The organism is Acetobacter tropicalis, assembly GCF_001580915.1.
Classification (GTDB): Bacteria; Pseudomonadota; Alphaproteobacteria; order Acetobacterales; family Acetobacteraceae; genus Acetobacter; species Acetobacter tropicalis.
In genome coordinates, this window is the sequence record NZ_LHZQ01000158.1 from 1 (window position 1) to 14,349 (window position 14,349).

At 55.9% G+C, this 14,349-nt stretch carries 11 protein-coding genes; 7 read left to right on the plus strand and 4 right to left on the minus strand.

Annotated elements, in window-relative coordinates:
• The first annotated feature begins 429 nt into the window (after positions 1-429).
• Entirely contained in the window at positions 430-1,134 is a 705-nt protein-coding gene (locus tag AD944_RS02645) for a hypothetical protein (protein ID WP_145912814.1), read from the plus strand.
• A gap of 307 nt (positions 1,135-1,441) precedes the next feature.
• A complete protein-coding gene (locus AD944_RS02650) occupies positions 1,442-3,163 on the plus strand; it encodes a recombinase family protein (protein ID WP_045542138.1) in 1,722 nt (573 codons plus the stop codon).
• Here AD944_RS02650 and AD944_RS16220 read toward each other — a convergent pair.
• From AD944_RS16220 to AD944_RS02675, 4 genes are all read right to left on the minus strand, one after another.
• Positions 3,059-4,705: a recombinase family protein gene (locus AD944_RS16220; RefSeq protein WP_045542137.1), complete on the minus strand. Its 1,647-nt coding sequence runs from the start codon at positions 4,703-4,705 to the stop codon at positions 3,059-3,061. The genes AD944_RS02650 and AD944_RS16220 overlap by 105 nt on opposite strands.
• Positions 4,702-4,923: a hypothetical protein gene (locus tag AD944_RS02665; RefSeq protein WP_045542136.1), complete on the minus strand. Its 222-nt coding sequence runs from the start codon at positions 4,921-4,923 to the stop codon at positions 4,702-4,704. Before AD944_RS02665 ends, AD944_RS16220 begins: the two co-directional genes overlap by 4 nt.
• A 328-nt stretch (positions 4,924-5,251) precedes the next feature.
• Positions 5,252-5,890: a hypothetical protein gene (locus AD944_RS02670; protein ID WP_045542135.1), complete on the minus strand. Its 639-nt coding sequence runs from the start codon at positions 5,888-5,890 to the stop codon at positions 5,252-5,254.
• A 123-nt stretch (positions 5,891-6,013) separates the two neighbouring features.
• The gene (locus tag AD944_RS02675; protein ID WP_045542134.1) at positions 6,014-6,235 is read right to left on the minus strand and encodes a hypothetical protein; all 222 of its coding nucleotides are present in this window, start codon (positions 6,233-6,235) and stop codon (positions 6,014-6,016) included.
• A gap of 659 nt (positions 6,236-6,894) precedes the next feature.
• On the opposite strand from AD944_RS02675, the gene AD944_RS02680 reads away from it, so the two are divergent.
• The 5 genes from AD944_RS02680 to AD944_RS02700 are packed head-to-tail and all read left to right on the plus strand — an operon-like array spanning position 6,895 to position 14,251.
• Complete coding sequence (locus tag AD944_RS02680) at positions 6,895-7,491, plus strand: restriction endonuclease subunit S domain-containing protein (RefSeq protein WP_045542133.1); 597 nt, start codon at positions 6,895-6,897, stop codon at positions 7,489-7,491.
• A 35-nt stretch (positions 7,492-7,526) separates the two neighbouring features.
• Positions 7,527-9,053, plus strand: a complete 1,527-nt coding sequence (locus AD944_RS02685; RefSeq protein ID WP_061474737.1) for a type I restriction-modification system subunit M — start codon at positions 7,527-7,529, stop codon at positions 9,051-9,053.
• Positions 9,043-10,185, plus strand: coding sequence for a restriction endonuclease subunit S (locus AD944_RS17220; protein WP_061474739.1), 1,143 nt, complete (start codon positions 9,043-9,045; stop codon positions 10,183-10,185). The genes AD944_RS02685 and AD944_RS17220 overlap by 11 nt, the downstream gene beginning before the upstream one ends.
• Before the next feature lie 29 nt (positions 10,186-10,214).
• Entirely contained in the window at positions 10,215-13,511 is a 3,297-nt protein-coding gene (locus AD944_RS02695) for a type I restriction endonuclease subunit R (protein ID WP_061474741.1), read from the plus strand.
• Positions 13,512-13,513: 2 nt separating this feature from the next.
• Positions 13,514-14,251 carry a M48 family metallopeptidase gene (locus AD944_RS02700; RefSeq protein WP_045542125.1) on the plus strand — a complete coding sequence of 246 codons (738 nt, stop codon included), beginning with the start codon at positions 13,514-13,516 and terminating at the stop codon, positions 14,249-14,251.
• The last annotated feature ends 98 nt before the right edge of the window (positions 14,252-14,349 follow it).

A 14,349-nucleotide genomic window follows, 5' to 3' on the forward strand; every position in this document is an offset into this window, starting at 1 on the left:
TGACCCGAAATTGCCTCAAGTGTGAGAAATCCGCGTCAATCATCCCAACACCATTCCTCCCCGACCGCCTGTCTTCGGGTGGCGCAGATCCTGCTTGAGCAGGATCTGCGGGAAACCCTCGCAGCCGGCCCTCCTGATGGACAAAGTTTCCGGTCTTTATTCATGTCTCAACAGGACGATGAACTGAGCCAGATTAGCCGCAATAGCCTTTCCGAGCAGCTTGATACCCTCCAAACTATCTACAAAACCCTTTATAAAAACAAAGAATATTCAGATTTTTTTTCAGAACCGGATCCCACACTTGCTCCCCCTTATTCATTCGAAACCTACGACAGGATGCGTCACAGGATCCTTCACGAAGCCAGGGTGTTTATCGGACGACCTTTACACATCGCGGCCCGTGCATATTTTCACCATCCGGACATTCCATTGTCCTGGCAACGCTGCAGACAGACCCTTGATGCTCTGAACGGTGCGGACATCCTGCTGGTCGAGCCCCATGATCCTTTCCCGACCGGCTATCATCCCCCACCTCCCCCCGGAAAGCGGTCCCGTAATTTAGGCCATAAACGCAAGCGGTTTTTTGCACTCAAAAAACAGTTCGCAGGCGTTATTCCCCTTCTGGCAGCCATGGATGTCATCTGGTGCACCCACTATCTCCCTTCTCATAATGCTGAGGACCGACGTAGGGCCGGCACTTGCGATATCCGACCATTGCGACCCCGTCGCAGTTTCATGGACGATGATCGTGACCGGGAACTGACAGTCGCAACACTTGCCTATGCCCTGTGGTTCCAGAGATGGGGGCTGGAACAGAAGCTTCTGCAGAGCAATAGTCCCCGCTTCCAGTCCTCTGACTATCCCGAGGCGACTGCACTCTCCGCCCCGGAATTCGATCCAGACTCATGGCTGGCCCAGACCACTCCGTTCATACGGATCAGGAGTGGCATAACAGGCCAGATCTATCAGACGCGCCGTGCTTTTTATGAGCAGTGCACCACACCCCCTTCGTTTCTTGAACCTGACAGAGCGTCAGGGTCGCCCTTTTTCCTGCCACTGCCGTCCCTGCCCAAAAGTCTTGTCCAGGAAATGGCCAGACAGGAAAGTCCTGAATCAAAGCCCCGCAAATCATGACCATCAGTCCGGCACACTCTCTTGCCATTAAGCGTCATTTGGAGAGTCCCCTTCAAAGGGAACGTTTCAGACCTCTTTTTTATCGCGAGGATCGTGCTTGCAATTCCGGAGGCACAGCGCGATGGTCGACCCCGTCACCCCTATTCCGTCGTCCCAGCAGGTGTGTTCAACACCTCAGTCCGTACACACCCTCAGGTCGCTGGTTCGACTTCTGGCCCGGCAGGCAGCCAGAGACTGGTACGCAGAGCAAAGATCACGGCATCCTCTGAACGAGGACGCGCCAGAGAACTGACAGGATCGAACCGACATGAGAGTTGCGCTTTACGCCCGTTATTCCTCGGACAACCAGCGGGATGCCTCCATCGAGGACCAGTTCCGGATCTGCCGCGCACACGCAGAAAAAAACGGCTGGCAGATCGTTGCCTGCTACAGTGACCGGGCGATCTCCGGTACAACCCTGCTCCGCCCCGGCATTCAGGACCTGATGGCACAGGCCCGGGCCGGACAGTTTGACATTGTGCTGGCAGAAGGTCTGGACCGCCTGTCCCGTGATCAGGAAGACGTGGCGGGTTTTTACAAGCGCATGAAATTTGCGGACGTGCAAATCGAGACGCTCAGTGAGGGCAGGATCACTGCTCTGCATATTGGCCTGACCGGCACAATGAACGCGGAGTTCATTGATAAACTTTCAAAAAACACCCATCGCGGCCTCTACGGCCGTATTAAGGACGGTAAATCAGGGGGCGGGCTGTGTTATGGCTACGATGTTCTCAAGCTCCGCGATGCAGAGGGTGAACGCATTTGCGGCGAACGCGCCATCAATAACGAGCAGGCCCAGATCGTCCGCCGGATCTTTCAGCAGTATGCCGACGGTAAATCTCCCAAAGCCATTGCTCTTACCCTGAACGCAGAAGGTCTTCGCGGGCCTCTTTCAGGAGCCTGGGGGCCATCAACCCTCAATGGCAATCGGGAGCGGGGCACGGGCATTCTCAATAACGAGCTTTATATCGGTCGCCTGGTCTGGAACCGCCTGCGCTATCTCAAGGATCCTGTTACCAAGAAACGTGTTTCACGCCTGAACCCTGAATCCAAGTGGGTCATTGAGAACGTGCCTGAACTGCGGATTATTGAGCAGGATCTCTGGGAGGCAGTCAAAGCCCGTCAAAGCAAGACGACGTGGTCCCAGAAATCCCGCGGCACTGGAACTCATCCGCTCAACGCCCTGCAGCGTCCGACCTATCTCCTGACCGGTCTGAGCAAATGCGGTTGCTGTGGCGGCGGTTTCTCGATGATCTCCAAAAACCATCTTGGCTGCTCTACGGCGCGCAACAAGGGCACCTGCGAGAACCGCCTGACAATCCGGCGAGATATCCTGGAGAAATCCGTGCTCAACGGTCTGAGGACCCAGATGATGGATCCTGCCCTCTTCAAAGAATTCTGTGACGAGTTTACCCGTGAGGTCAACCGGCTGCGGATGGAAAAAGGGGCCGATCTGGCTACCCTGAAATCCGAACTTCCCAAAATCGAGCGCGAATTGGACAAGGCCGTTCAGGCGATCCTGGATGGCTTTGCCAGTTCTGCTCTCAAGACACGCATGGAGCAACTTGAAGCGCGCAAGGCCGAGATCGAAGCACGGCTGGCCGAGGCCCCTTGCCCACCTCCACTCCTTCATCCGAATATGGCGGAGTTGTATCGCCAGAAGATCGGCGTCCTCCACGGCAGCCTGCAGAACGAAGCCACCGGGACGCAGGCTAAGGAAGCCATTCGCTCTCTGATCACCCGGATCCGCCTCATTCCGGAGAATGGTGCGCTTGGGATTTTCCTTGAGGGTGATCTAGCTGCGATGCTGGTCTTTGCGACAAACAAAAAGAACGCCACGCATCACCCGGACGCTGGCGTTCTTAGTAGGTTCATGGTGCAGGGTTCATTGGTTGCGGGGGCCTGCGACCGCCGCCGTCATAAAACGAGGTTCCCTCTGGTTTGCGTCGGCATGGGCAAGATCAAGGATACCCATCAACTCGCCGCGTAGAGAGATATGAACCTCGCCCCGCTTCTCGCCGGGGTTGAGCACGATCCCACCAATCAGCGAGCGAATGGCCTCTGCGGCCTCCCTGCCCCCATCGGGGTCGTCCAGCGCCTCGGTGAACCGCTCTACGTTGCGCCGGTAGTGGGTGGCGATGTGGGGATGCATATCGGGAATATCGGCAGGTGCTTGCGCCAGACGCTCCATGATGTCCGCCTTCTGGCGTTCCAGGTCATCCATCCGCGCCTTCATGGAGGGCTGATACATCCCCTCCTCAATGGCGGCGACGATGCCTTGGATGCCACGCTCAATCTTTTCCAACGCCTTGCGGTCCGCGACGGCCTGTCCGCGCCGTTCGTGGTTGAGCCGATTCACTTCCTCCGCGAATGCCCGCACCGCCTCGGCTACGCTGTCAGACGATACCAGCCGGTCTTTCAGTCCCACCAGAACCCGCTCTTCGATCCGTTGGCGCGGGATGGTGCGGTTATTCGCGCAGGTGCCCCGGCGATGGTGGTTCAGACAGCCGAACCGGCTGTTGACGATCAGGCCCACCCTACCACCACAGCAGCCGCAGGACAGAAGGCCGGAAAGAAGAGAGACAGGTCGGTTCGCCCGATGCAGCCGCCGGGCGCGGCCTTCCAGCGTGTTCGTCGGGCAAGGGCCGACTTTCTCCTCTATGGCCTTCTGTCGCAGTCGCACCGCCTGCCACAGGTCATCATCCACGATTTTGAGATGCGGAACTTCGGTCTTGACCCACTGGCTTTCTGGATTGGGGCGGGACACCCGCTTGCCCGTGTTCGGGTCTTTGATGAAGCGTTGGCGGTTCCACACCAGCACGCCCGCGTATAACTTGTTGTTTATGACCCCAGTTCCGCGCGAGACATGGCCCCGGATCGACGTATCACCCCAAGCGCGGCCCAGCGGGCCGGGGATACCCTCATTGTTCAACGCCACAGCGATCGATCGGGGGCTTTGCCCGGCGGCGAAGGCACGGAAGATGCGGCGGATTACCTCAGCTTCCTCGGGGATGATCTCACGATCCCCCCGGATCGCCTCGCCATTGGCGTCTTGCTTCTTCACCACGCGATATCCGTAGCAGAGCCCGCCACCAGCCTTCCCCTTCTCCACCCGGCCCCGAAGCCCGCGATGGGTTTTCATGGCAAGGTCTTTGAGAAACAGCGCGTTCATCGTGCCTTTCAGGCCGACATGCAGTTCCGAGATTTCCCCTTCGGCCAGCGTGACGATGGCGACGCCTGCAAAACGCAAGTGTTTGAACAGGGTCGCGACATCAGCCTGATCGCGTGAAATGCGGTCCAGCGCCTCGGCCAATACCACATCGAATTTCCCGGTCTGCGCATCACGAAGTAACGCCTGAATGCCGGGCCGCAGGATCGTGCTCGCCCCTGAAATGGCAGCATCCTGATACATGCCGCCGATCTGCCATCGCTCCCGCGCCGCGTGCTCACGACAAAGGCGGAACTGGTCCTCAATCGAGCTTTCACTCTGGTTATCTGAGGAATATCTAGCGTACACCGCAACTCGGCTCATGTGCAATCTCCTTCTATCCGAACCTTTTTGGCTTGGTCCTTTGCATTACTGGGCCCGTTGTCATTGGCGGCGGACAGCGTCGCGAAGTGCTCCCGTGCCATTCTGCGACCGATAAGACTGGCAACTGTAAAAACTGCTTTCTGCACAGCTTTTTCGGCACCTTCCGGCGTCAGATTGTCATTCGCGGCAGTGTGCTCTGCCACTTTAGTGTGAGTCATTGGCTTTCCCCTGTCTGGAGCGCATGACGCCACTATTGCACACCGGACTTTAGTAGCCTCCGAAAGGCACGCTACCTCAATTTCATATGCCACGAAAAAGTGATCGAAAATTCTTAATATTTTTTATCTTTATTTTCAGCATATTGCGCGTTTTTTCGCGACTATTGGATGCTATGGAACACCCCTTCCAAGAATCGAAATTTAGAGCAAACTCCGAACCTCTGAAGAGACGGGCCAGCCGTCATGGACTGACCCGTGTCACCGGATAAACGCTATCCGCTAATGTCTCTATTTTTCCTTCGGTAATTCATTCTTAAACAGGAATGAGTTATGCATATTTTGCCCGCTCAATAGCCTGACGCACCCGCTCTGTCTGCGCGGACACATTGCAGACCTCATCGATATGGATCACCTCTACAGGTGCGACTCCCATGTAACGCATCAGACGCTCCTCAATGCCAATACGGAATTTCTCAGCATTTTCAGAGACCGACTGCCCGGCACTCGTTACGGTCCCGGCAACCTCAATGTACACTGTAGGATGCCCTTTGAAATAAAGACCGAAGTCGGCAAATCCTCTGTTTCCCAACTCCCGAATGGGTGGCTGAACCATAATCGTGAGGCCGCTTTCCTGTTCTTGCAGCAAGCGCCGATAAACAGCCAGTTCCACAATGGAGCCGATCCGGTAGTTATTGACGCGAACCTGCTCCTGCCAAGCAGGGAGATCCCGATGATACGCTGTCACACGCTGACGAAAGGTGCGCCATAAGGCCTTGTCGCGGTTATATCGGGCAACCAGTTCGTGGCCTCCATCACAGAACTCCAGCATCTGCGGCGTCGGCGTCACCAGCAGATCATGAGAAAGCTGCGCGTAACGCTCAATGTCGTTCGGGCGGAAAAAACCAGTAAACATCCAGGCTGGAAGAGCATTATTAAAACGATCATTGTTCGGTAAAGCGGGTGTCATTTGAAGTGTCCGTCAGGTGAACGCACGTTCCCCATTACTCAGCGAGCATTCTGAGAACATGCGTGTATTATGAAAAGGGAAAGTTAAGCTGTAGCGGCTTACTGCTCATTCGCAGCATTGGCTTCAGTCATCGCGGGAAGAGGCATCACTCCCCAGCACCCTGTTGGCAACCAGCCTGACCTTGTGGCCAACCATGCGTGTCAGGATGACCACGCCTTCCAGGACACTGTCATCCACGTTACCGGCAAGAGCCTCACTAACAGCAAAATCAAGCAGCCTGTGCAGGGCGACAATTTGCATGAGGTCCACCTCGGTGGCGGACGAAATCGTAGTACGATCAGACATTGTTTTCTCTCGTTCAAAGCATGAAGGAACGAGACGCCCCAACCCAATCCTCACTCCCCCACGATGTAGGGAACAAAATCCTCTGGGGAATTTGGGGTCATGCGCCTCACAACGCCCACCCAAAAAAATGACACCTTCACACCCCGTCATCAGGGCGCACCGCAGGTGCAAGAGCACTGGAGGCGGAGAAAAAGAGCGGCTTTGATTTTTGCGTCGCAAAAATGCCGCGATAGAACAAAAAAAACGTAGCGATTTCATATGCTTGCGCAGCATGCATATGAAATTGAGGTAGCGTGCCTTCACACACGCAAAAGCTGGAACACGCCGGGAAAAGGAAAAATGGCTGTTTTCTGCCATTTCCCATGTGTCATGACATCAATGACGCTTTGCGTGACACCTGTCATGACACCGTCATGACAGTCGCAATGACAGCTCCAGCCAGTGTCACTGGCTCCATGACACCATTTAAGGTGGCGTCATGACGCCGTCATTCCGGCCTCTCAGGGAGCACCAAAGGTGCGATAGAAATGACACCCAGGTGACACCGTCATGACGCGTCATTACCCCATAAAGACAAAATTTTCGGGAGCGTTTCTCTGCACGAAAGCTAATGGCAAAAACCTGTTGACGGTGTCCTCCCAATCGCCTACCAAAATCACATGAAACCAAATGGCGCACAGAAAATGGGTCTGGTGGCAGTGGCCAGCATCTCGGCAGGCCATCCGTTCAGAGGACGGATTGACCCGACCGAAGGAGTGGAAACAGCTGTCGTGCAGATGCGGGACACCTCACCTTCTGGTGTGGACTGGGCGTCCTGCGTGCGCACCGAAATGGCCGGACGTCGTGAGCCGGACTGGCTGCATCCGGGCAATATTCTCTTCCCTGCCCGTGGTAATGTGTCTCAGGCCGTTCTGGTTAATGAGAGTATCGGCAGCCTTCAGGCTGTCGCCGCACCGCACTTCTTTTTGCTGCGTGTGTCGCGCTCGGATGTGCTGCCAGCCTATCTGGCGTGGTGGCTCAATCAAGAACCTGCACAACGCCACCTGGAGCAGAACGCCCAGAGTTCCACTCTTGTGCGGAACATCGCCCGGCCAGTGCTGGAGGCCACGCCCGTTGTGCTGCCTCCGCTGCATCGACAGGAACAGATTGTCGGGCTGGCAAACACCATGCAGCGCGAAGAAGAGTTACTTCACCGCCTGCGCCAGACCAATCAACAGATCATGACCGGGCTTGCCAGAGACCTTCTGGCGGGCTGACACTCCCCTTACGTTTTGAAACAGGATTTGAGTTCGTGACCGAGCAGATTTCACAGGACACCATCAACAAGGCGCTGTGGAGCGCCTGCGATACCTTCCGTGGCACCGTCAGCCCCGATACCTATCGCGATTACCTGCTGACCATGCTGTTCCTGAAATACATCTCCGATGTCTGGCAGGACCATTATGACGGCTACAAGAAAGGCTATGGCGACAACCCCACCCTGATCGAAGCCATGATGGCGCAGGAACGCTTTGTTCTGCCCAAGAGTGCGGACTTCTATACCCTCTACAAAGACCGTAACGCCCCTGGCAATGGTGAGCGGATCGACAAAGCCCTGCACGCCATTGAGGAAGCCAACGGCACCAAGCTGAAGGACGCAGGCAAGAGCGTCTTCCAGGACATCAGCTTCAACTCCGACAAGCTGGGCGATGAGAAGCAGAAGAACACCATTCTGCGCCATCTGCTGGAAGATTTCCACAAGCCGGACCTGAACCTGCGCCCTTCGCGCGTTGGCAATCTGGACGTGATCGGCAATGGCTATGAATTCCTGATCAAGAACTTTGCCGCCAGCGGTGGCCAGAAAGCTGGCGAGTTCTATACGCCACCGGAAGTCAGTGAACTGCTGGCCCGTATTTTAAGCCCTCAGCCGGGTGAGACCATCTGTGATCCGGCCTGCGGCTCGGCGTCCCTGCTCATGAAATGCGGGCGGCAAGTGACGCAGAACCACAAGGGCAGCAAGGACTACGCCCTGTATGGGCAGGAGGCCATCGGCTCCACATGGTCGTTTGCCAAGATGAACATGTTCCTGCATGGCGAGGACAATCATCGCATTGAATGGGGCGACACCATCCGCAATCCTAAGCTGCTGGATGAGAAGAACCATCTGATGCGCTTTGACGTGGTGACAGCCAACCCGCCCTTCAGCCTTGATAAATGGGGGCATGATGAGGCGGAGCAGGACGTGCATCACCGCTTTGCCCGCGGTGTGCCGCCCAAGACCAAGGGCGATTACGCCTTTATCCTGCACATGATCAACACCCTGAAAGAGCGCACGGGCCGCATGGGCGTGGTGGTGCCGCATGGCGTGCTGTTCCGGGGCAGTTCGGAAGGCAGGATCCGTCAGAAGCTGATTGAGGAAAACCTGCTGGATGCGGTAATCGGCCTGCCGGAAAAGCTGTTCTTCGGCACGGGGATTCCGGCCGCCATCCTGATCTTCCGCAAGGACCGCAAGACGAAGGACGTGCTGTTCATTGATGCCAGCCGCGAGTTCAAGGCTGGCAAGAACCAGAACGTGCTGACCGAAGAGAACATCACGAAGATTGTGGACACCTACCGCGCCCGCAAGGACGTGGACAAATACGCCCATCTCGCCACACCGGACGAGATCAGGGAGAACGACTACAACCTGAACATTCCGCGTTATGTCGATACGTTTGAGGAAGAAGAGGAGATCGACCTGAACGCTGTGCGGGCCGAGCGGGCGGAGATCAAGGCGGAACTGGCCAAGCTGGAAGCCCAGATGAACGCTTATCTGAAGGAACTCGGTTATGCTTCCTGAGGGGTGGAAACTTGGTGATTTTGGATCAATTGGCAAATGGACAGGTGGTGGCACCCCGTCCAAAGCAAATGATTCTTTTTGGATGGGAGGGACAATTCCTTGGGTTTCTCCCAAAGATATGACTTCTGGAAAAATCTGCGATACCGAAGACCATATTACGCCAGAAGCTATAAAAAATTCGGTAACACGACTATATCCTTCTGGATCAGTCATGATTGTTACTCGAAGCGGTATATTGCGAAAAAAACTTCCTGTTGCTATCGCAGAAGCACCTGTAACAGTTAATCAGGATCTCAAAGTCTTACCATATAATAAACAATTTTCCCCAGAATACGTCTATAATTACATACTGTGCTTCAACAATGAAATTCTAAATACATGCGCAAAAGAGGGAACAACTGTCGAAAGTATTGATACCAATTCTTTTCTTGGCTTTCCTATAAAACTCCCCCCTCTCCCCGAACAGAAGAAGATCGCGGCGATCCTCTCGACGTGGGATCGTGCGATTGAGGGAACTGAAAAGCTTCTGGCCAACAGCCAGCAGCAGAAAAAAGCCCTCATGCAGCAACTCCTCACAGGCAAAAAACGCCTGCCGGGGTTCACGGGGGAGTGGAAGCGCCAATCCTTTAAAATGATTTTTGATGTCGACAATCAAAAAGACACACAGACCCCTGCTTCTGAATACAAAGAAGAAGGGAGCATTCCTATTGTAGATCAAGGTAAGAGCTTCATCTCAGGATATACAGATACTAATACTTTTTATGAAAATGTTCCTGTCATCATCTTTGGAGACCATACCAGAGTGATTAAATGGGTCGATTTCCCATTTTCACCAGGAGCAGATGGAACTCAGGTTTTAAGAACCCGGGCGCGCGCACTTAACAAATTCGGTTATTATCTACTTCAGAATGTCGATCTCCCAAACCTTGGTTACTCACGGCATATGAAGGAATTGAAAGAACAAATTTTCCATTTACCTCCTCTTCCCGAACAAAAAGCCATCGCCGCTGTTCTGAACACAGCGGACGAAGAAATCACGGCGATTGAATCCGACCTCTCGCGCCTGCGTCAGGAGAAGAAAGCCCTGATGCAGCAGCTTCTCACGGGCAAGCGCCGCGTGAAGGTCGATTAAGGTATTTCAGAAACAGGATATTTGAAAACATGGCTCCCGCTCCCAAATTTCAGGAAGAATACAGCGCCAAGCTTCCGGCACTGGCCCTGCTCAGCACCCTTGGCTGGCGGTTTCTGCCCCCATCCGAGGCGCTGGCGTTGCGGGGCGGCAAACAGGACGCCGTGGTGCTGGACTCTCTCCTGCGGGCGGAACTGAAAAAGCGGCGCTTTACGTTTGAAGGACAGGAACACAGTCTGTCCGATCAGGCCATTGATGCGCTGATCTCCCACGTCACGCATCCGGATTTCGTCTCCGGCCTGCGCGATGCCAATGACAAGATGACCACGCATCTGCTGTTCGGCATTGCCATTACCGAGTTCATTAACGGCCGCAAGGCCAACCCGACCATCGCCCTCATCGACTGGCAGAACCCGGAAAATAACAGCTTTACCTTCACCGAAGAATACAGCGTTCTGCGTACGGATCTGACGCAGACCCGCAGGCCGGACATCGTCTGCTTCGTCAACGGGATTCCTCTGGCCGTCATCGAGGCCAAGCGCCCCGATGGTCAGCCGGGCAAAGGCCCGACCGTGGACGCCGGAATTTCCCAAACCCTGCGCAACCAGAGCAAGGATGAAATCCCCCAACTCTTTGCCTACAGCCAGCTTCTGCTGTCCATCACCGGGCATGACGGACGCTACGGCACCTGTGGCACCCCCAAAAAGTTCTGGGCCAGTTGGAAGGAAGAGGACATTCCCGAAAGCCGGATGGAGGCGCTCAAGAATACACCGCTTTCGGGTGCACAGAAAGATGTGCTGTTTGTCGATCGAAAACCCCCAGCCCGGATATGGTTCGAGGACTGGGCTTCCCGCCCGCTGCATGTCACGGATCAGGACCGGCTGCTGATCGGCCTACTCTCGCCTGAGCGCCTGTTGGACATGGCGCGGTTCTTCACGCTGGTCGACCGCAAGGCAGGCAAGATCGTCGCGCGCTATCAGCAGGTTTTCGGCATCAAACGCCTGCTGGAACGCATCAAGTCCCGCCGCAGCGATGGCGGGCGTGAAGGCGGCGTGGTCTGGCACACCACGGGGTCCGGCAAGTCCTTCACCATGGTGTTCCTCAGCCGCGCCCTCATTCTGGATGACGACCTCAAGCAATGCCGTATTCTGGTGGTCACAGACCGCAAGGATCTGGAACGCCAACTCAGCACCACCTTCTCCACCGGCGGCGAGCTGGCAGACAAGAAGGACAAGGAAGACGCGCTGGCGACCTCTGGCCGCCGTCTGGCGCAGCAGATCGGGCATGGGCAGGAACGGATCATCTTCTCGCTCATCAACAAGTTCCACACCGCCACCGCTCTGCCCGAATGCCATAATGACAGCGCGGACATCATTGTGCTGGTGGATGAAGGGCATCGCAGTCAGGGCGGTGAAAACCATGCCCGCATGAAGCACGCCCTACCCAATGCGGCCTTCATCGCCTTTACCGGCACACCGCTACTCAAAGGCAGTGAAACCACCAACCGGTTCGGCAGGATCATCCACTCCTACACCATGCAGCAGGCCGTCTCGGACGGGACCGTCACGCCCCTGCTCTATGAGGAACGCAAACCCGATCTGGATGTGAATGACCGCGCCATTGATGCCTGGTTCGAACGCATCACGCAGGGGCTGACCGAAGAGCAGGTCACGGACCTCAAGAAGCGCTTTGCCCGCGCCAATCAGGTGTATAAGGCCGATGACCGCATCCGGCTGATCGCCATGGATCTGGCCACGCATTTTGACAACAATATTGATAAAGACCTCAAGGGCATGCTGGCCTGTGACAGCAAGCTCTCCGCCATCCGTTACAAGCAGTATCTGGATGAGGTCGGTCTGTTCGAGAGCGCCATCGTCATGAGCCCGCCCGATACGCGTGAGGGCCATACGGAAGTGGATGAGCGCAAACAGCCCGAGATTCAGGACTGGTGGAAGGAAAATGTCGGTAGCCAGAGCGAAGATGACTACACACGCGGCGTCATTGAGCGCTTCGAGAAAGACCCGGATCTGAAGCTGATTATCGTGGTCGACAAGCTGCTGACCGGCTTTGATGAACCGAAGAACGCGGTGCTGTATATCGACAAGCCGCTGAAGCAGCACAACCTGTTGCAGGCCATTGCCCGCGTAAACCGGCTGCATGACCAGAAGAAGCACGGGTTGCTGATTGATTATCGCGGCATTCTGGCGGAACTGGACACCACACTGGCCCGCTATGACGAACTGGCCGCCGAAAATGTCGGCGGGTATGACCCGAAGGATATTGCCGGGCTGTATAGCCAGATGAGTACGGAATACCGGGAACTCCCCGCCCTGCACAAAGCCCTCTGGGCCATTTTTGACGGCGTGAAGAACAGAAGCGACCTCCAGCAGCTTCGTGCCGTGCTCATGCCCCGCATGGTGGAGGAACACGGCCAGATGGTGGACGTGAACCTCAAGCGCCGGGATGACTTCTATGAGGCGCTGACGAAGTTTGCCGCCTGCCTGAAGGTGGCGTTGCAATCCGTGGCGTTCTTTGAAGACACCAGCTTCACGGAAAAAGACCGCGCCACCTACAAGGAGACGCTGAAGCAACTGACCAGTCTGCGCCAGATGATCATGCAGGATACGGGGGAAACAGTCGACTTTGACCAGTATGCCGAGCAGGTGAAGAAGCTGCTGGACCGGCATGTGGCGGGGGTGAAAGTCCATGACTCCCAGGGGCTCTATGCCGTGGGCAAAATGGGTCAGAAGCCCGAAGACAACCAGCCGGAGACCTGGAGCGAGGAGAAAACCCGCAACGAGACGGATCTGATCCGCACCCGTGTGACGAAAATGATCGACCATGAGATGCAGGATGACCCGTATGCGAAGGAAGCGTTCTCGGCCCTGCTGCGCAAGGTCATCGCGGAAGCGGAAAGCCTGTTCGACCATCCGCTCAAGCAGTTCATGCTGTTTCAGGAGTTTGAGGAGCAGGTAGCCAACCGCAAGCTGGAAAACATTCCGTCTGTTTTTGACGGGCACCGCCATGCACAGGCCTATTATGGCGTATTCCTGAAAACGCTCGCGGCCATCTTCAACCATAAGCAGACGGACGAGGAGAACCAGCGCTGGATTGATCTGGCGTTCCAGATTGACACAGTTGTGGACAAGGCCGTGCGGGAGAACTCCCTCAGCCGACCGGATATGGAAAAAGCGGTCAAGAAAGAACTGCTGCCGCTGCTGTTCAGCACGGGCCAGAAAGCGGGCTTTGGCGTGGACAAGGCGCAGGAGATCATCGAGCAGGTCATCCAGATCATGCGGGCCGGGCCTGCTGATACAGTGCGCAGCTGAGCATGGGCGACAAGAACCACCGCATTCTGACCTATGGGGGTGAGCAGATCCGGGTGGAACTACTGCCCCGTGCTCACCCCGGCACGACATTGCGCATCAAGGTGCATCCTGATCTGACTGTGCAGGCTGTCATCCCTGATGGCACATCCGATGCAGATCTGGACAAGGCGTTACGCCCGAAGACCCGCTGGATCTGGCAGAAACTGCGGGACTTCCGGGCGGTGCAGGAACATGCCACGCCACGCATGTATGTCAGTGGGGAAAGTCATTTCTATCTGGGACGGCGCCATCTGCTGAAAGTGCATCACCAGCCTGACGCGCCGGAAACCGTGCGGATGTTGCGCGGACGGCTGGAGGTCTCCGTGCAGGAACGCAATACCTTACGGATTCAGAAGCTACTGGAACTCTGGTATTTCGCGAGGGCGCAGGAGGTGTTTCGTCACCGCCTGTCAGCCCTTCTCCCCACAACGCTGTGGGTGACAACGCCCCCTGCCCTGAAGCTTCAGGTGATGCAGACCCAGTGGGGCAACTGCTCACCGGGTGGGACCATCACGCTAAACCCGCATCTGGTCAAAGCTCCGCGTGACTGCATTGATTACGTCATCCTGCATGAACTGTGTCATCTGAAGGAGCACAATCATGGACCTGCCTTCTGGTCACTCCTAGAGCGCGTGATGCCGGACTGGGAACGCCATAAGACACGGCTGGACGGGATGGCGGAAATGATGCTGCAAAAATAGCTTTATTTGACTGCAATGGGGGGAAGAACGAACCCGCTGCGCGGGATTGGTGTGGTGTGCAGGTCTGTCACCACGGCGTGAGCGATCTGTTTTATTTG

Coding starts and splice junctions, on each gene's coding strand:
- AD944_RS02650 (WP_045542138.1), top strand. CDS start 1,442: ATGAGAGTTGCGCTTTACGCCCGTTATTCCTCGGACAACCAGCGGGAT.
- AD944_RS16220 (WP_045542137.1), bottom strand. CDS start 4,705: ATGAGCCGAGTTGCGGTGTACGCTAGATATTCCTCAGATAACCAGAGT.
- AD944_RS02665 (WP_045542136.1), bottom strand. CDS start 4,923: ATGACTCACACTAAAGTGGCAGAGCACACTGCCGCGAATGACAATCTG.
- AD944_RS02670 (WP_045542135.1), bottom strand. CDS start 5,890: ATGACACCCGCTTTACCGAACAATGATCGTTTTAATAATGCTCTTCCA.
- AD944_RS02675 (WP_045542134.1), bottom strand. CDS start 6,235: ATGTCTGATCGTACTACGATTTCGTCCGCCACCGAGGTGGACCTCATG.
- AD944_RS02680 (WP_045542133.1), top strand. CDS start 6,895: ATGAAACCAAATGGCGCACAGAAAATGGGTCTGGTGGCAGTGGCCAGC.
- AD944_RS17220 (WP_061474739.1), top strand. CDS start 9,043: ATGCTTCCTGAGGGGTGGAAACTTGGTGATTTTGGATCAATTGGCAAA.
- AD944_RS02695 (WP_061474741.1), top strand. CDS start 10,215: ATGGCTCCCGCTCCCAAATTTCAGGAAGAATACAGCGCCAAGCTTCCG.
- AD944_RS02700 (WP_045542125.1), top strand. CDS start 13,514: ATGGGCGACAAGAACCACCGCATTCTGACCTATGGGGGTGAGCAGATC.